We start from the raw sequence: 18,334 nt of genomic DNA on the forward strand, positions 1-18,334 counted from the left end.
TAATCCTTGCGCCTAAATTTGTGGTGCTACTTATTGAGCAGCTTTAGTACTGGCAGTTTCTGCAGCGGGCTTGGTATTAACTTGGGCTGGTGCTGACGTTGGTGCTGATGATCCTGCGCTTCCAGAAGGTTTTGCAGCCAGCGGCACCGGTGTAACGGTCATACCAGGCTCATGGGCTTTGATAAAACCATCGACCAACACGCGATCGCCGCCCTTCAAACCTTTTGTCACTATCCATTCACCGTTGGACCAGCCATCCAGCTCAACCGGACGTGGTGCTAACTTATTGTCTGGCGTTACTGTGAAAACGATCTTGCCCATAGGGCTATCGATCACAGCACGTTGTGGTACTGAGAGTGCCGCAGTACGAGTGGCGCCATTCAAAATCACGCGAACAAACTGGCCTGGACGCAAAGTCCCGTCAGGATTAGGGATTTGTGCACGAGCATCAAAACCACCAGTCGCTGGATTGACTTTTTCGCTGGCGAAATTCATCTTGCCTACCATCGGAAAAATCGATCCGTCTGCCAATTTGACCTTGACGTCAAACGCCAGACTACCGTTAGTAGCGCGTTTGCCAGGCAATGCAATTTTGCCGCCACTGACTTCCTGACTTAGTTTTAAATAGTCAGCTTCAGTGATGCTGAAATTGACGTAGACCGGATCGGTCTGGACAATCGTGGTCAGCAAACTGTCGGAGGCCGTAACCAAACTACCGTTGGATTTGCTGGCGATACCGGTAACACCATCAATTGGCGCAACAACCCGGGTATAGCCCAGATTGAGTTTGGCTTCGTTCACCTGCGCCATGGATTGCTTGTAGCTGGCTTCGGCGGTCTCTAATGCAGATTTCGCATCATCAAATTCTTTTTGACTAATCGCTTTTTCAGCAGCCAGTGGTGTTAAGCGCGCAAATTCACGTTTGGCTTGATTCAATTTAGCTTCATTGACGCCAGCCGCTGCTTCTGCAGAAGCGAGTTGCGTTTTATAAGTACCCGGATCAATTTGAAACAGGACGGTGCCCGCTTTAACGCGTGAGCCCTCTTCATATAAACGGTTTTCTAAAATGCCAGAAATTCTTGCGCGCACTTCAGTTTCGCGAGAGCCTGCTGTTTGTCCGACATATTCAAAATCCATCGGCAGATTTGTCGGCTGTACTGTAACCACATTGACCTCGGGTGGTGGCATTCCACCGGGACCACCTGGACCAGCACCACCAGCCTTGCCACAAGCAGCCAACACCAACAAAGGTGCGCTAATTGCTGCAATGCGCAACAGGGGTGCGAGACGACCAGACCAGGCTGATGGCGTTGCTAATAATTCGTTACTGAATTTGGGGAGGTGTAAATTTGGAGGGCTCATGAATTTTTCTCTATTAACGGAAAAGGCGGTGTGCTATTATATACATTCACGAATGTTTGTATATATTTTTAAAAATTATTTTCTGCGAGTAATAAAAAATTATCGAAAAGGCTGAATTAAAGCCCTGAAAATACTAATGGAGACGCATCATGGCTAGGAAAACCAAAGAAGAAGCGCAAGAAACCTGCAATGCTTTGCTCGATGCCGCTGAGCAAGTTTTTTGCGTAAAAGGTGTTACTAATACGACGCTCAATGAGGTTGCAAAAGAAGCCGGTATGACACGCGGTGCAATTTATTGGCACTTCAAAGATAAAAATGCTTTGTTTGAAGCAATGTGCGATCGTGCATTTTTACCAATAGAAACATTACTCAACGAAATCACGAGCACCCCGCCGGAAGACCCTTTTGCTGCACTGCGCCAGCTATATGTTCACATGCTAAAAGAGGTTGCCAGCTCACCAAGGCAGACCAATGTGTTCAACATCATATTTCATCGCTGCGAGAAAGGAACAGAAATGAGTTCTTACGCGCATGAGAAGGAACCGCGTAACGAATGTATTTCCAAAATGGAAGATATTTTTAAAGTAGCCATTGCACAAAAAAAATTACCGGCAGAAACCGACACCTGGATCGCAGTACAAATGATTCACTCTTATTCAATCGGATTAATTTACGAATGGCTCGTAGATACCAAAGCCTACGATCTTGCAAAACATGCAGAATATATGATTGACGTCATGCTGGCTGGCATCTTAGCTAAACCACCGCTAAAAAAACTGAGCTAAACGATTATTTATTAAGTGCCCGTTTGCACAAAAAACTGAATTAGCCCGGCAACTTCCAGTCGTAGCGAACTGCCAGCAGGCGCAGCATTGAGGTGACCAGAATGCCTGACAGCACCGCCACTGTCTCTATGACCTGCCAATTGGTCAGAAGTAGATAAACCCAGCAGCCAGCAAATGCGCAGGTGGCATACAATTGCCCGCGCCGGAATACCATCGGTATTTCATTACAAATGATGTCCCTCAGAACACCGCCAAAAATGCCAGTAATTACGCCCATCATGGTGCAAATAAATAAGGGCATGCTTGCTTCTAACGCCAATGACGCACCACCTACGCTGAACAAGCCAAGCCCAAATGTATCGGCATACAAAATAACTTTATCCGTCACGGCATGTCGCAAATGCCTGCCGAACGGCAAAGCGATTAAGCTCATGACAAAAATCAACAACACATATTCTTGGTGATCGACCCAAAACAAAGGGCGTCGGTCAAGTAGTAAATCACGCAAGGTTCCTCCACCGAAAGCGGTTATAAACGCGACCGTGAAAACTCCTACCGGATCCATTTTCTTTTTTCTCGCTTCAACAAAGCCAGAAGCGGCAAAAGCGACAATGCCAGCGACCTCTACCGCATGTAATAGCGTACTCATGCCCAAATGGATGGATGTTGCCAAAATATCTCCTGTTATCTACTCATACAAGCTCTGCACAGAATGATGCAAACGTATGATTTTATTGTATAATCTTGCGCTGGCATTAGGCCATCAGTATTTTTAAATCAGGCAAGTGATCAACAATCGGGTCAAGAAGCAAGGCGACCGACGAAGTGGGGATTGGCTACCAAAACTTTTTGAGGCAAGCATGAAAGACGGCATCCATCCAAATTATCGTGAAGTTTTGTTTCACGATGTATCTAACGATTTCAAATTCGTCACACGTTCTACTATCCAGACTCGTGACAAAATGGAATTCGAAGGCAAAGAATATCCACTGGTAAAGATCGAGGTTTCTGCAGAATCCCACCCTTTCTACACTGGCAAACACAAAATTGTTGATACCGCTGGTCGCGTTGACAAATTCCGTAAAAAATTCGGTACTGTTGGTTCCAAAACTTCTGTTGCAAACTAATTTTTTTGCATCCGTTGTATTGATAAAAAAGGCAGCTCAAGCTGCCTTTTTTCATATGTAATATTTAAGTATAGTCTCGTATAAAAATAAAATGCTCGTATGAAGTTATCACTTGGCTTTAACATGAGCGCGGCAAGAACATAATCTTGATGCAAGCGGTTTCACCAAGTCTAATCAATCCCACTTTTACTAAGCAACAAGTCATATGAAGCCTGTACGCCTTCCTGCTGCTGCGACAATCGCCCTGCCACGCTGGGCTATTCTTGCCTTATGCATGCTATACATTCTGCCTGGACTAATTGGCCGCGACCCATGGAAAGGCGATGACGCGGCCAGTTTTGGCATCATGTGGACGATGGCACACGGCAACATTAATGACTGGTTATGGCCACATATCGTCGGTCTGCCTATGCCAGAGGAAGGACCATTGGCATTTTGGCTGGGCGCTATCTGTATCAAGTTATTTGGCTGGTTAATGGGCGATGCGATGGCCGCCCGGCTGGCGACTGGTGTATTTTTTATGCTGGGTTCAGTTTCAGTTTGGTATACCACCTATTTATTAGGCAGAAGAACTGAGGCACAACCGTTGAAACTCGCCTTTGGTGGTCAGCCGGAACCAAAAGATTTTGGCCGGACACTGGCTGATGGCGCGTTACTTATTTACCTCGGATGTCTTGGCTTATTAGTTCGCAGCCATGAGACCAGCGCAGAAGCTCTGCAAATTTCCTTGGTTGCTTACGCCCTTTATTTATGCGCAAGATTACTTGATGCGGGAAACAGAACGAATGCATTAAAGCTAGGCTTCGTTCTGGGCCTACTAATATTAGCGAGAGGCTGGGTTCTTCCTCTGGGATTAAGTTTGAGTTTAATCGGGCTGTGCTTTTATCGCCAGCAAAAACAATATTGGCTCTTATTCAAATTCTCATTTCCTATCGCGCTATTTGTTGCGGCATCGTGGCTACTGGCGATCAGTATCGTACATCCATTTAATAGTTCCCCCTACCCTGCGTGGATGCTATGGAACTCACGCCAAATTAGCCTTCCATTAATAGCTAATATCTCTTATTTTTTTAAATACGGGATCTGGTTTGCCTGGCCTGCTTGGCCATTTGCAGCATGGGCAATTTATGCCTGGAGAAAACAAGAAAAGGCCTTGCATATTTCCTTGCCAGTAACATTTTTGGGTTGTTTTATTCTTCTGGCATTTATCAACCCTTATGCAGAAGAAAGTATCTTATTGCCGATCTTGCCTCCTCTGGCGATTTTGGCTGCATTCGGTTTGCCAACAATGAAACGCAGCGCAATCAATGCGGTGGATTGGTTTGCAGTCATGGTATTAACCGGAGTTGCCGCACTGTTCTGGCTATATTGGATATCGGCACAGACCGGGTGGCCAGTCGGCGTCGCAAGACAAGTGGCGCGCTTCTCTCCTGACCATCAATCCAGCTTCAATCCTTTGACTTTCATCATTGCGCTCAGCGCTACTGTTGCGTGGTTTGGGGTGGTGTACTGGCGTATCTCGCGTCAACCGTCGGTGCTGTGGCGAGCTGTAGTGCTATCAAGTGGAGGTGTGATTTTATGCTGGTTGCTGCTACTTACATTAGCGCTGCCAATCATCAATGACAGAATTAGCTACGCAAATGTAAGCAAAGAACTGGTACAACACATGCCTGCAAAGTATCGCTGTATTGATAGCAATATCGGACCTTCGCAACGAGCCTCGTTCGCTTATTTTGGTGCTTTGCATTTTGCAGGATTTAGCGAACCACCTTGCGATGTGCTGTTACTGCAATCAAGCCATCGTAGATTAAATGCTAGCACTGAAGTGGATACAAGCACCTACCCCGGGACTTGGGAAGTTATCTGGACAGGACATCGGGCATCTGACCGGGACGAATTATTTTCGCTATATATTCAGAAAAAACCTTGATTAAATAATCCCAGCTTAGTCTGCAAGTGTTCAATTACCATATACTCCCCATTATTTTTATAGAAAATGGCTTATTTTCCAATATTTCTATGGACGATTAAAATATACCAAAGGGGAGTATATTTGAAGTATCAAGATAGTCTAGTAAAAGCATTTGGCTTAAACCGTCTCTTTAATGGCGGCAAACTCATTCCAGGCTAGCGCAGCTAAAACCACGGCGCCACCATAAATCGTTGCATTCGCTGGCACTTCACCAGCACCGAGCCAAGCCCAAATCGGCCCCAGCAACACTTCCACCAAAGCCAACAAAGATACCTCGGGCGCAGACAGACTTCTGGTTGCACGAACCATCAACATGCATGGAAAACCTAATTGAAATACGCCTAACACGGCAAGTATTAATAAGTCATGTGCAGATGCCTGAAAAGGCAAGGCAAATGGCAGCATTGCCAGCGCAGAAATCACGCCACCAATCATGACTGCGGGCGCTAAATCCAGCGCGTGCCCACCCTTTTTCAACACGATTACGTTGACTGAGGCAGCTACTGGTATGCCCATCGCAATCAACATACCAGTCAACCCTCTACCATCGACTTGTGACATGCCGCCAGCGAACATCCAGACCATACCTGCCAATGCCACAGCGATGGCTAACCAGGTGCGCGTTAATATCTTTTGGCGGAGAAAAATCCAGGCGAAAAAGGCTGTCAACAACGGTGAAACACTCATGACAATCAACGTATTAGCCACGGTGGTCATGGTGAGGGCAATCATAAAACAACAAAACATGATGGCCCACATAATGCCAGAGACAAATCCAAAGCGACCAACGGATAATAGTTTTTTCAACGCACCGGTATTGTGCTGCACACTCATCGCCAGCACGACATAGATGGCAGCAAACAGGCTGCGCCAGAAGGTAACTTCAAAGCCACGTGCAACATCAAGATGCCGCGTCAGCACACCTGCGGTGCTCCACAATATAGCGACGCAGATCATTAAAAGCAAAGCAGTACGATGGCTGGGTTGATTGTGCATAGAATATTTTATTCAGCTCAAATGCAAATTAAAAATCTTGGTTAAATAAAAAAACCCGTTTAACTCGGACCACTGTGTGGAGGAGCAAAACGGGTTTCAATTCTATCTGGCGATCATGTTAATCGCCAGACAAGACTTTAATTACGCGTCGCGAGAAGCCTTTTTACGCTCGTGCTCTTTCAAATAACGCTTACGCAGACGAATGCTCTTAGGCGTGACTTCAACCAGCTCGTCATCCTCAATAAATTCAACTGCATATTCCAGACTCATCTGAATTGGCGGTACCAAACGTACCGCTTCATCCGTACCTGAGGAGCGCACGTTAGTTAATTGCTTACCTTTAATCGGATTCACAACCAGATCATTGTCACGGGAGTGAATACCGATAATCATGCCTTCGTACACCGGATCGTTGTGAACAACGAACATACGGCCGCGATCTTGTAATTTCCAGATTGCATAAGCGACGGCAGCGCCATCGTCTTGAGAAATCAACACACCATTGCGACGGCCTGCTAACTCACCTTTAGAATTATCAACTGGCGCGTATTCATCAAACACATGGCTCATCAAACCTGTACCGCGCGTCAATGTCATGAATTCGCCCTGGAAGCCGATCAGACCGCGTGCAGGAATACGATATTCGAGACGCACACGACCTTTGCCGTCCGGTTCCATGTTTTGCAAATCACCGCGACGACGACCGAGCTCTTCCATCACGCCGCCCTGGTTGTTTTCTTCAACATCCACGGTCAAGTTTTCATATGGCTCATGGCGCACGCCATCTACCATTTTGAATACGACACGTGGACGGGAAACGGAAAGTTCAAAACCTTCGCGACGCATATTTTCGATCAAAATCGTCAGATGCAATTCGCCGCGACCGGATACTTCATAAGTAGAGTCATCGTTTTCAGCTTGTACTACACGCAAAGCCATGTTGGCTTTCAATTCGCGATCCAAACGATCACGGATTTGACGCGTTGTAACGAATTTACCTTCGCGACCAGCCAATGGTGAGTTATTCACCATGAAGTTCATTGTCAAGGTTGGCTCATCCACCTTCAACATTGGCAAACCCAGCGGTGTATCTGGTGCGCAGATAGTAGAACCGATACTGATTTCTTCGATACCGTTAATCAACACGATGTCGCCAGCCAGTGCTTCGTCAACCAAAATACGATCCAGACCTTTAAATGTCAGAACCTGGTTGATGCGCGCTTTAGTTGGCTTGTCGTCTGGACCATTCATCCAAATAACGTCTTGTAGAGGCTTAACACGACCGCTCAAGATACGACCAACACCGATCTTACCAACGTAAGAGGAGTATTCCAAAGACGTGATCTGCAATTGCAAAGGACCATCTGGATCATCTTGACGCGCAGGAACGTGTTTTAGGATCGCCTCGAACAAGGGATCCATATTGCCTTCACGGATGTTATCTTCCAAACCTGCATAGCCTTTGAAGCCAGATGCGTAAATGATAGGGAAATCTAACTGCTCATCAGTTGCGCCAAGCTTGTCAAACAATTCAAATGTTGCATTGACCGCTTTCTGCGGATCTGCGTTTTCGCGATCGATCTTATTCACAACGACGATCGGCTTTAAACCCAACGCTAACGCTTTACGAGTCACAAAACGTGTTTGCGGCATCGGGCCTTCTTGCGCATCGACCAGCAACAAAACGCTGTCTACCATGGACAATACACGCTCAACTTCACCACCGAAATCGGCATGGCCTGGCGTATCAACGATATTGATATGCGTACCTTTGTACTCAACAGCGCAGTTCTTGGACAGAATCGTGATGCCACGCTCTTTTTCAATATCGTTAGAATCCATCACGCGGGCATCAACCTGTTGGTTGTCGCGGAAAGTACCGGACTGACGCAATAATTGGTCAACCAGTGTGGTTTTGCCGTGATCGACGTGAGCGATAATGGCGATGTTGCGGATAGCGCGTTTTGTATTTGACATGGTAGCGAGAAGATTTAGGGAAATTCAGATAACCCAAGATTATAACATGTTGTACTGCACAACATTTGGATAATAAGCAAAACTCCTATTATTTCAAGGAGTTACTACGTGTTAGTGACAAGAACTGATTACAACTAGAATCTTCTTAAATAATTTAAAGCCAGCGATAGATCACTGTAAATTACATCATCGTCGTTGCAATTAATCGTTCTGGCGCCAGAATGCTATATTCCTGCAATTGGGCAGAACCTAGCAATTGTTGATCTGAGGCACGATATACGCGAACACGACCAATTTGCGTAGGTAAGATGGTAGATTCTTTACCCAAAGCTAAACGTTGCCCCTGTAAAAATCGCTTTGCCAGTTCTTCCGTCAAATCAAGTCGAGGAAAGCTAGATAGCAAAGCATCTACGGGTGCCAATAAAGCTAATCGGTCAGTTTCTTCGATCTCGCCCAAAGCCTCAAGGGTTATCGATTTTTCCAAGATTAAGTGCCCGACCTCGGTACGTCGCAAAGCTTTTAGATGCGCCCCGCAAGATAATACTTTGCCGATGTCTTCACCCAATACCCGGATATAAGTTCCCTTACTACAACACACGTTGAGCGTCAAATACGGGGCTTCATAACTTACAAAATCAAGACTATGGATTGTTACTGGCCGCGCCTCTCGTTCCAAGGTTATGCCAGCGCGCGCGTACTCATACAGAGGTTTTCCATCACGCTTGAGGGCAGAATACATAGGAGGAGTTTGCAGAATATCTCCACGGAATTGCGCTAGAGCAGCATGGATTTGCTCTTCAGTCACATTGACTGACAAGCTTTCTACGATCTCGCCTTCCGTATCTCCGGTAGTAGTGCTAACTCCCAGGTGTACGATGGTTTGATATGTCTTATCTGCTTCCAATAAATCTTGAGAAAATTTGGTCGCCTCACCAAAACATAGCGGCAACAAACCCGTCGCAAACGGATCCAATGTACCGGTATGCCCCGCTTTTTGCGCATTAAATAGACGCTTTGCTTTAATCAGCGCGTCGTTGCTAGATAGTCCGACAGGTTTATCCAGCAATAAAACGCCGTGCACTGGCACGCGTACTCTCTTTTTTACCGGACTATTCATAAGACGTGAGGGAGGTTTTTATTGCACCATTGATCTATCAGTGCATGAGTGACAAAACAGGCAAAAGCAGTGAATATTAACATCGACAGTTAGGCGATCAGATATAGGAAAAAGTTCAATCCGAACTCGATACATTGAGTATGTATAAAGCAGAACTTTTATCTATAAATGACTAAGCCTAATGCCCATTGCAATTATGCTTCGCCGTCGTCTTTAGACCGCGTAGCATTGGCCTCATCGATTAATTTGGACATTGCGATACCGCGTATCGTGGAAGTGTCATGCAGAAAATGTAATTGTGGCAGAGTATGAATATGCAGGCGAAGACCTAATTGATTACGCAAAAATCCAGCCGCTTTAGACAAGGCCTCAATGGTACTTTTTACCGCTACCGGATCATCCGCTAAAGTAGTAAAAAATACTTTTGCATGTGCGTAATCAGGTGTCAGATGCACCTCTGTCAAAGTGATCATGCCGACACGCGGGTCTTTTAATTCTGACCAGATGATTTCTGCCAGATCGCGCTGTATCTGATCTGCGACACGCAGACCACGTCCGGGAATATTTTTGCTATGTTTTGCCATAAAACCTAATTAGTAAGGGTGGGCAAGCTATTCACGTTTTGCCATATCGGCTGTTCGCAAACATCAGTGCCCACCCTCTTATTTTTAAAACTATTAAAAACGCTTACAACACATTTGTCATTACAAAGTACGGGCAATTTCCTGAATTTCAAAGATTTCCAACTGATCGCCAACTTCGATCTCGTTGTAATTCTTCAGAGACAGTCCACACTCCATACCTGCACGAACTTCTTTTGCATCATCTTTGTAGCGCTTCAGAGAATCAAGTTCGCCAGTCCAGGTAACAACATTGTTGCGCAGCAAACGTACAGAAGAAGTGCGTTTGATCACACCATCGATGACCAAGCAACCAGCAATCGCGCCGACTTTGCTTACCAGGAAGACTTGTTTGACCTCGACCATACCAATAATGGTCTCACGCTTCTCTGGAGCCAACATGCCGGACAACGCTGCTTTAACTTCATCAACAGCATCATAAATGATGTTGTAGTAGCGAATATCAACACCGTTAGATTCGGCCAACTTACGGGCAGAAGCATCAGCACGCGTATTAAAGCCAATAATAACGGCCTTGGACGCTACCGCCAAATTCACGTCAGACTCTGAAATCCCACCAACTGCTGCATGTACAACTTGTACGCGAACTTCGTTGGTAGACAGTTTCTGCAATGATTGAACCAAAGCCTCTTGCGAACCTTGTACATCGGTCTTGACGATAATAGGCAGATTTTTGACTTCTCCCTCACCCATGTTTTCGAACATATTTTCGAGCTTGGCCGCTTGCTGTTTAGCCAGCTTAACGTCACGAAACTTGCCTTGACGGAACAGCGCGATTTCACGTGCTTTACGCTCGTCAGTCATGACCATGACTTCTTCACCAGCGACAGGCACTTCGGTCAAACCTTGAATTTCTACTGGAATCGAAGGACCGGCCTCAGAAATGTTTTTACCGTTTTCATCCAACATGGCACGTACGCGACCATAAGAAGAACCCGCCAGCACAACGTCACCACGCTTCAAAGTACCGGACTGAACCAAGATCGTTGCAACAGTACCGCGACCTTTATCCAGACGAGCCTCAACGACCAAACCTTTAGCCGGTGCATCTTTTGGCGCTTTTAATTCCAGAACTTCAGCTTGCAACAAAACTTGTTCGAGCAAAGCATCGATACCCAAACCAGTTTTTGCCGAAACCTGAACAAATGGAGAATCACCACCATACTCTTCTGGCACAACACTTTCAGCGATCAATTCTTGTGAGACGCGGTCAGGATTTGCTCCTGGCTTATCAATCTTATTGATAGCGACGACCAAAGGCACGCCAGCAGCTTTTGCATGGGCAATCGCTTCTTTAGTTTGTGGCATAACACCATCATCAGCTGCAACAACAAGAATAACGATATCTGTCGCTTTAGCACCGCGCGCGCGCATTGCTGTAAAAGCTTCATGACCCGGAGTATCAAGGAAAGTAATCATGCCACGCGGTGTTTCAACGTGGTAAGCGCCGATATGTTGGGTAATACCGCCAGCCTCGCCCGATGCCACTTTGGCACGACGAATGTAATCCAGCAAAGAAGTTTTACCGTGATCGACGTGGCCCATTACAGTCACTACAGGAGCACGCGAGGTTAACTCATATTCTTCGTGATCAGCCGTATCCGTCAACATTGCTTCTGGATCATCCAGTTTTGCAGCAAAAGCTTTGTGACCCATTTCTTCAACCAGAATCATGGCTGTTTCTTGATCCAGCACCTGATTGATAGTGCACATCTGACCCAATTTCATCAAATGCTTAATCACTTCAGAGGCTTTTACTGCCATCTTGTGTGCTAACTCTGCGACAGTGATGGTTTCTGGAACGTACACGTCTTTAACAATTGCCTCTACTGGCGCCTGGAAATTAGTATCGCGACCATCTTGCTGATGTGAACGACGTCCTTTTGGACCGCCCTTCCAACCATCACGCCCACCAGACGTATCACCACGAGTTTTAATACCAGCACCACGCTTTTTAGCGTCGTCTTGCCATGTGGAAGAAACATTAGCCGACTTAATGGATTTTTTATCCACCGCGACCACTGGTTTCTTCTCATCTTTTTTCTCAGTAGCTGGTTTCTTCTCTGCGATCTTCTTATCGGAAGGTTTGTGCAGTGTACCTTCGGCCACTTTAGGAGCAACCACAGGCTCAGGGGCTTTGGCAGGACGACGAGCAGCGCTCATCATTTCTTTAATTTGCGCAACCTCATCCGCTACTTTTTTACGAGCGATTTCTGTAACGGCAGCACGTTCTGCCGCTTCTTTTGCCTCTGTAACGATTTTCTTCTTCGCTTCATCAGCTGAATGACGTTTTTTATCATCATCTGAAGACGATACAACTGGAGCTGCTGCAGCTACAGGAGCGGCCTGCACAGAAACACTAGCGGCAGACGGCGTATGCACTACTTGTGCTTTCGCACTAGTGTTGAGTGCCGCAGCAGCGACTGCCGCTTGTTCTGCTCTCAACTTATCTGCTTCCACCTTAGCTGAATTAGCGGCAGCTAATTCAGCCTCGCGCAAAGCTTGAGCTTGCACTTCTTTTTCAGCTTCCAGCTTGGCAAGATGCTCTTGCTTTTGAATTAATTCTGCCTCTTGGCGCATAATCAATTCGGCTTCTTTGCGCGCTTCTTCCTCATGACGCGCAACATCTACCGGATCAACCACCATCGCTGCAGGGCCAGTCTGATCTTCTGCGGCAGCTTCATCACGCTTCACGAAAGTACGCTTTTTACGAACTTCAACTTGAATCGTACGCGACTTACCAGTTGCATCTGCTTGCTTAATTTCAGTCGTTTCTTTGCGGGTCAGCGTGATTTTTTTCTTATCTGCATCCGCAGCCACACCATGAGAGCGACGCAAATGCTCCAGCAATCGATCTTTATCTTCTTTTGACAGCGCGTCGGACGTCGAGCTTTTACTGACGCCTGCGGCACGCAATTGCGTTAGCAGCAAATCCGCTGACATTTTCAGCTCGGTGGCAAATTGGGCTACATTGTTACTCGCCATTCAGTCCTCTTTTTCTATGTGCGCCTGATAAAACGCTTAAATGATTATTAACTCGGAATTATTGTGCTTCTACGAGTTTCCATGCTGAAGCTAACAAAGCCTTGGCATGATCATCATATTTAGCGTCGATGAGCTTCATCTCATCATCAGTCACGTCTTCAAATGCATCTTTAATTAATTGGCGCGCACGTTCGGCTGACAGCGCCAAAATCGCTCCAAATTCGTCATACGCCAGACCACCAAAAGCCCGTAGTGTCTTAATGCCTGCTAAACCCAGCTTGCCGGCAGTTACACGGCTCATACCTTCTAGGTTGATCAAAGCATCCTCGACACCATCAACACCTTCTTCGGAAGCGATTGCCTCTGTAAGCAGTGCATCTCTAGCGCGGTTGCGCAACTCATTTACCGTATCTTCATCGAAGGCTTCAATTTCCAGCATTTCACTGATAGGTACGTAAGCTATTTCTTCCAAACTAGCGAAACCTTCATCAACCAAGATATCTGCAACCTCTTGGTCAACGTCTAGCTTCTCCATAAACAAAGCACGAACACCAGCAGTTTCTTGCTCGGCTTTACTAGCGGATTCTTCCGCCGTCATAATATTAATTTGCCAGCCAGTTAATTCAGCTGCCAAACGAACGTTTTGACCACTACGACCAATGGCAATCGCCAGATTTTCATCATCAACCACAACGTCCATACCATGCTTTTCTTCATCTACCATGATAGAAGAAACATTGGCAGGAGCAAGAGCACCGATAACAAATTGGGCTGGATCTTCCGACCAAAGCACGATATCAACACGTTCGCCGCCTAGCTCACCAGTTACTGCCTGAACGCGCGAACCACGCATACCAACACAGGTACCGATAGGATCAATACGTTTATCGCTGGTATAAACTGCGATTTTGGCGCGTATACCTGGATCACGTGCGGCAGATTTGATGACCAAAGAACCTTGCTCGATTTCTGGCACTTCCAGCTCGAACAGTTTCATAATGAATTCTGGTGCGGTCCGAGACAAAATAACTTGTGGGCCGCGCGCATTACGATCGATACGCAAAATATAAGCACGAACACGATCACCAACACGTAAATTCTCTTTAGGAATCATCTGATCTCGTGGCAAGCGTGCTTCAATCTTGCCAGACTCAACAACGGCCTCACCACGCTCCATGCGCTTGATCGTGCCAGTCACCAGGGAATCGCCGCGCTCAAGAAAATCAGCTAAAATTTGTTCACGCTCTGCGTCACGGATGCGTTGCAAAACAACTTGCTTAGTATCTTGCGCGAAACGACGACCCAACTCTACTGATTCAATCGGCTCTTCGATGTATTCATCGACTTCGATATCTTGATATTGCTCAACAGCCTCGAAATGCAAAATTTCCTGATCAGGTAATTGCAAGCCAGCATCATCAGGCACTACGCGCCAGCGGCGATAGGATTTGTATTCGCCTGTATCACGATCAATTTCTACGCGAATATCGACTTCACCTTCATAGCGCTTCTTTGTGGCCTGAGCCAAAGCATGCTCCAACGCAGCAAAAACGATATCTTCATCAACGTTTTTCTCACGCGCCAGCACATCAACCAATAATAAAACTTCGCGACTCATGCTTTGCGGCTCCTAAAATCTACTTGCGGCACCAAACGTGCCTTATCCAAATCGGCAAGCGTGAACTCCAGCATTGCCGCACCGTCTTTACCTTCAAATTCCAACTTCAGCTTGTCACCTTCAGGCTCATGCAAAACGCCTTCAAATGTTTTGCGATTCTGCGCACCAGGCATTGGCAAACGCAACTTAATAGTCGCTTTTTCACCAACAAACCTGACGAAATCAGTCAATTTCGTTAACGGCCTATCAAGACCAGGAGAAGAAACTTCCAACCTCTCGTAATTCATATTCTCAACAGTTAATACATGAGACAGTTGGTGGCTGACCTTCTCACAGTCTTCAACCGTGATATTGCCCTTCTCTGCGTCCGCCGGCAAAAAGTCAATATAAACTCGAAACAAGCCACGATCTGCCCGTTCAAAATCAACCAGATCGTATCCGGTGCCATTGACGGTCTTTTCTATCAATTCCAACAACTGCAAGAGTATTCTCCGAAAAATGCTTAATTTGCCCAGCAACAAACTGCTTCGCCAAAAAAAAATGGGCTACTGCCCATCGTTTTTACAACGCCCCATTATCCCAACCAATGGAGGCAAAATCTGCTAACTGCAAGATTATAAACGATTATTTACTCTATCGCAATGGACGAACAGAGCAAAAATAGGTGTATCACATAGCAAAAAGCAACATCAAACACCTTTAGAGCGTCTGCGAGCAGCAATCCCCTGACCTATAGCCTGACCACTTCCTCGCGCTGTACCACCACGTCGCTGCTGGCCAGCATCTGGAAATCCTAGCGCTGTCTGCATTGGATCTGGCTGACGACTACGCTTTTTACCTTCTGCGTCATTCCTCCCGGCACCTCCACTACTACGAGCGCTACCAAACTCAGGGCGCGGCGCGTTAAATCGACCTTGTGGCTTATCGAAAGGATTGACAGGACGACCCGGTGCCTTGTTACCATTTGGACGTGCCGCGAATTCTTTACCAGCGGGCTTATCACCACCGGCTTTTTCCAAGCCACTGATTTTCAGTAAGCTACGGACTGCATCTTCTTCCAGTTCATCCCACCGACCACGTTTTAAACCAGCGGGCAAAGTCATTACACCGTAACGAGTACGAATCAGACGCGACACCGTCAAACCTACAGCCTCAAACATACGACGCACCTCGCGATTACGCCCCTCACCGATGACAACGCGATACCACTTATTTACACCTTCGCCACCGCCATCCATAATTTTGGAGAATTGTGCTAAACCATCTTCAAGCTCGACACCAGCGAGCAGCTTTTGGCGCATTCCTTCTTCCAAGTCACCTAAAGTGCGCACAGCATATTCGCGCTCAATACCGTAACGTGGATGCATAAGCCGATTCGCCAAATCACCAGAGGTCGTGAATAACAACAAACCTTCCGTGTTGTAATCAAGACGCCCTACCGCCAGCCACTTACCGACCTTCATTTGCGGCAAACTGGCGAATACGGATTGACGCCCCTCCGGATCACTCATACTTACAATTTCACCCGCCGGCTTGTGGTAAACCAAGACACGAGGTGGTTTTTTACTAATTTTGCGTTGAATTGGTTTACCGTTAATCCGAACCTGATCAGTTGGAAGAATACGTTGACCGATATGTGCAGGCTCACCATTCACAGATACGCGTCCAGCAACAATCAAATCCTCCATATCACGACGTGAACCAAGGCCAGCCTCAGCCAGAACTTTATGCAATTTTGGAGCATCATCATCCGCAGTAAGATCACGTCTAACTACTTTACTTGCGCGCCCCCTACCTTTGTCTTGCCCAGCATCTGCAGCAACGTCGAATGCTTCCGATGTAACAAATGAAAAAACATCATCTGCACTGTTGGCGGCGGGACGACTTGCAGGACGAACACCACGCGCCTGACTTGGGTGACGACCTTTATATAATCCGCTACCGGAGCTATTTCCTGCACCACCATTAGGGCCAGCAGAGCGATTGCCAAATTGCTCTTCACGCGACGGGCGCGCTGCACGATTGCCGCTTTGCTCATCCCGTGGCGTGCGTGGTGCACGATTTTCGCTCTGCCCCTCGCGCGGCAGTCTTGCTGGACGCGGCTCACGCGAACCAGCATCAGTACGCTGTACTCGATCACCCTGTGGGCGAACTGCTCTTGGCTTTCGCTTTTCAACACCGATTTCAGCACCTGGCATATCAACTACGGCAGTCACAACGCCCTCAGCCGCACCACTGTCTGCCGCATCAGCTTTCGGCCGGGATCGGCGCATATTGCGCGGCCCACGCACACCGCGCTTTACTGGCTTTTGCGCATTATCATCACCACCTTCAGCAGATGCATTCGGCTTAATATCGTCTGGATTATTTGTATTCATTATTCTATTTAATTTAGGCTTGCGGGCGGGATCGATGACGCAGCATCTGGTTTAGTTTCTGATGCCAGCTCATGATTCGATGTTTCAACCGCCACATCTGAGCCTTGAGCAAAGTCGCTGTCAATATTACTTATTTCATTTTCTGGCTTGGATGTCAGCGCAGTATCAGCTACGGCGACTTCAGCCAGACTTTTTACTTCCTCTACAACACTAGCATCGCCAGCGCTGCTAACTTCATTTTCAATCTCGTGAGCCTTTGCCCCCACAGAAACAACCTCAGTTATTTCAATACCAGCCAAAGCAGATAACTCTTGCTCTGCAAACATACCGGTTCCGAGGGCATCCAATTCCGGCGTGCTCACATCAGATACATCGTCTTTTTTTACTTGCTGCAACGGAGGCAGTTGATCCAAGGAAGATAAACCCAAATCATCCAAAAATTGCTTGGTAGTCGCAAACAAACCCGGGCGCCCAGGCACATCGCGGTGGCCAATAGCTTCAATCCAACCACGATCCTCTAAAGTTTTAATCATCTGAGAAGCAACCGTGACACCGCGTATTTCCTCAATATCTCCGCGAGTAACTGGCTGTCTGTACGCAATAATGGCAAGCGTTTCCAAGGTGGCACGTGAATATTTTGGCGGCTTTTCAGGATTCAACCTGTCGATATAAGCACGCATTTCTGGACGGCTTTGGAAGCGCCATCCGGTCGACAATCCGACTAACTCAATACCTTTATCAGACCAATCAACACGCAAATCTTCCAGCATGGATTTAATGGTGTCGGCACCAACAATTTCGCTTGATTCATCACTATCCTGAAACAGCTTTCTCATCGTATTGACGGTAAGCGGCTCATGCGCACATAGCAAGGCGGTTTCGAGGACTCGCTTGGCCTCAGCAGTATTCATGCAAACTCTTTAGCACATTGATTGGTTGATCTAATTAAGTATAGAACGGCACTGAAAGAACTTCTTCAGCCAAAACCGATTCTGTAATTTTGCTGCACTTTAGGGCAGCGCATGCCATCTAGGCGGATACTTACTGTCTGACATCAACCAAAGTCAACACATTTGGTTATGCATTCTTTATGTTAATTTACTCATCAACTAAATCGACAATCGCTGAACAATTGCCGCTTGTTTGAGCGTAGCGCAGTTGATTAGAATTTCATCAATTGCGCTGATATCGGATTGTAGTCCAGAAATTCCGCACAAATCAAAAAATAATTACTGAGCCAATAAAAAAGCCACGTTGATACGTGGCTTTTTTATTTAATTCTGGTTGCGGGGGCAGGATTTGAACCTACGACCTTCGGGTTATGAGCCCAAAACTAGAGGGGCTTAAAACAAGAATATTCAATAAAATCAACGGCA

Annotated in this window: 14 protein-coding genes; 3 read left to right on the forward strand and 11 right to left on the reverse strand. The window is 46.7% G+C overall.

Annotated elements, in window-relative coordinates; genetic code table 11:
• Nucleotides 1–30: 30 nt before the first annotated feature.
• Nucleotides 31–1,362, reverse strand: a complete 1,332-nt coding sequence (locus tag AAKU61_RS11165; protein ID WP_354332215.1) for an efflux RND transporter periplasmic adaptor subunit — start codon at nt 1,360–1,362, stop codon at nt 31–33.
• Nucleotides 1,363–1,511: 149 nt separating this feature from the next.
• On the opposite strand from AAKU61_RS11165, the gene AAKU61_RS11170 reads away from it, so the two are divergent.
• Entirely contained in the window at nt 1,512–2,147 is a 636-nt protein-coding gene (locus tag AAKU61_RS11170; protein WP_354332217.1) for a TetR family transcriptional regulator, read from the forward strand.
• A gap of 40 nt (nt 2,148–2,187) precedes the next feature.
• Here AAKU61_RS11170 and AAKU61_RS11175 read toward each other — a convergent pair whose 3' ends face one another.
• Nucleotides 2,188–2,796, reverse strand: coding sequence for a trimeric intracellular cation channel family protein (locus AAKU61_RS11175; RefSeq protein ID WP_354332235.1), 609 nt, complete (start codon nt 2,794–2,796; stop codon nt 2,188–2,190).
• Nucleotides 2,797–3,007: 211 nt separating this feature from the next.
• On the opposite strand from AAKU61_RS11175, the gene AAKU61_RS11180 reads away from it, so the two are divergent.
• A complete protein-coding gene (locus tag AAKU61_RS11180) occupies nt 3,008–3,274 on the forward strand; it encodes a type B 50S ribosomal protein L31 (protein WP_262835590.1) in 267 nt (88 codons plus the stop codon).
• Nucleotides 3,275–3,479: 205 nt separating this feature from the next.
• Nucleotides 3,480–5,204, forward strand: coding sequence for an ArnT family glycosyltransferase (locus AAKU61_RS11185; protein WP_354332219.1), 1,725 nt, complete (start codon nt 3,480–3,482; stop codon nt 5,202–5,204).
• A gap of 159 nt (nt 5,205–5,363) precedes the next feature.
• Here the strand turns inward: AAKU61_RS11185 and AAKU61_RS11190 are convergent, their stop codons facing one another.
• The 9 genes from AAKU61_RS11190 to scpB all read right to left on the reverse strand — a co-directional run bounded on the left by AAKU61_RS11190 (nt 5,364) and on the right by scpB (nt 17,869).
• Nucleotides 5,364–6,242 carry a DMT family transporter gene (locus AAKU61_RS11190; protein ID WP_354332221.1) on the reverse strand — a complete coding sequence of 293 codons (879 nt, stop codon included), beginning with the start codon at nt 6,240–6,242 and terminating at the stop codon, nt 5,364–5,366.
• Nucleotides 6,243–6,383: 141 nt separating this feature from the next.
• Nucleotides 6,384–8,219, reverse strand: coding sequence for a translational GTPase TypA (gene typA / locus AAKU61_RS11195; RefSeq protein WP_322119609.1), 1,836 nt, complete (start codon nt 8,217–8,219; stop codon nt 6,384–6,386).
• Between the two features lie 181 nt (nt 8,220–8,400).
• Complete coding sequence (gene truB, locus AAKU61_RS11200) at nt 8,401–9,336, reverse strand: tRNA pseudouridine(55) synthase TruB (protein WP_354332223.1); 936 nt, start codon at nt 9,334–9,336, stop codon at nt 8,401–8,403.
• Between the two features lie 194 nt (nt 9,337–9,530).
• The gene (gene rbfA, locus AAKU61_RS11205; protein ID WP_322119611.1) at nt 9,531–9,920 is read right to left on the reverse strand and encodes a 30S ribosome-binding factor RbfA; all 390 of its coding nucleotides are present in this window, start codon (nt 9,918–9,920) and stop codon (nt 9,531–9,533) included.
• A 120-nt stretch (nt 9,921–10,040) separates the two neighbouring features.
• A complete protein-coding gene (gene infB / locus AAKU61_RS11210) occupies nt 10,041–12,962 on the reverse strand; it encodes a translation initiation factor IF-2 (RefSeq protein ID WP_354332225.1) in 2,922 nt (973 codons plus the stop codon).
• Between the two features lie 58 nt (nt 12,963–13,020).
• On the reverse strand, nt 13,021–14,580 hold the full coding sequence (gene nusA, locus AAKU61_RS11215; RefSeq protein WP_354332227.1) for a transcription termination factor NusA: 1,560 nt from the start codon (nt 14,578–14,580) through the stop codon (nt 13,021–13,023).
• Nucleotides 14,577–15,062, reverse strand: coding sequence for a ribosome maturation factor RimP (gene rimP, locus AAKU61_RS11220; RefSeq protein WP_354332237.1), 486 nt, complete (start codon nt 15,060–15,062; stop codon nt 14,577–14,579). Before rimP ends, nusA begins: the two co-directional genes overlap by 4 nt.
• 207 nt (nt 15,063–15,269) lie before the next feature.
• On the reverse strand, nt 15,270–16,958 hold the full coding sequence (locus AAKU61_RS11225; protein ID WP_354332229.1) for a pseudouridine synthase: 1,689 nt from the start codon (nt 16,956–16,958) through the stop codon (nt 15,270–15,272).
• 8 nt (nt 16,959–16,966) lie between these two features.
• Entirely contained in the window at nt 16,967–17,869 is a 903-nt protein-coding gene (scpB, locus tag AAKU61_RS11230; RefSeq protein WP_354332231.1) for an SMC-Scp complex subunit ScpB, read from the reverse strand.
• Nucleotides 17,870–18,334 lie beyond the last annotated feature (465 nt).

The sequence above is a fragment of the Undibacterium sp. GrIS 1.2 genome, from assembly GCF_040544435.1.
Taxonomy (GTDB): Bacteria; Pseudomonadota; Gammaproteobacteria; order Burkholderiales; family Burkholderiaceae_D; genus Undibacterium.

Coding starts and splice junctions, on each gene's coding strand:
- AAKU61_RS11165 (WP_354332215.1), bottom strand. CDS start 1,362: ATGAGCCCTCCAAATTTACACCTCCCCAAATTCAGTAACGAATTATTA.
- AAKU61_RS11170 (WP_354332217.1), top strand. CDS start 1,512: ATGGCTAGGAAAACCAAAGAAGAAGCGCAAGAAACCTGCAATGCTTTG.
- AAKU61_RS11175 (WP_354332235.1), bottom strand. CDS start 2,796: ATGAGTACGCTATTACATGCGGTAGAGGTCGCTGGCATTGTCGCTTTT.
- AAKU61_RS11180 (WP_262835590.1), top strand. CDS start 3,008: ATGAAAGACGGCATCCATCCAAATTATCGTGAAGTTTTGTTTCACGAT.
- AAKU61_RS11185 (WP_354332219.1), top strand. CDS start 3,480: ATGAAGCCTGTACGCCTTCCTGCTGCTGCGACAATCGCCCTGCCACGC.
- AAKU61_RS11190 (WP_354332221.1), bottom strand. CDS start 6,242: ATGCACAATCAACCCAGCCATCGTACTGCTTTGCTTTTAATGATCTGC.
- typA (WP_322119609.1), bottom strand. CDS start 8,219: ATGTCAAATACAAAACGCGCTATCCGCAACATCGCCATTATCGCTCAC.
- truB (WP_354332223.1), bottom strand. CDS start 9,336: ATGAATAGTCCGGTAAAAAAGAGAGTACGCGTGCCAGTGCACGGCGTT.
- rbfA (WP_322119611.1), bottom strand. CDS start 9,920: ATGGCAAAACATAGCAAAAATATTCCCGGACGTGGTCTGCGTGTCGCA.
- infB (WP_354332225.1), bottom strand. CDS start 12,962: ATGGCGAGTAACAATGTAGCCCAATTTGCCACCGAGCTGAAAATGTCA.
- nusA (WP_354332227.1), bottom strand. CDS start 14,580: ATGAGTCGCGAAGTTTTATTATTGGTTGATGTGCTGGCGCGTGAGAAA.
- AAKU61_RS11225 (WP_354332229.1), bottom strand. CDS start 16,958: ATGAATACAAATAATCCAGACGATATTAAGCCGAATGCATCTGCTGAA.
- scpB (WP_354332231.1), bottom strand. CDS start 17,869: ATGAATACTGCTGAGGCCAAGCGAGTCCTCGAAACCGCCTTGCTATGT.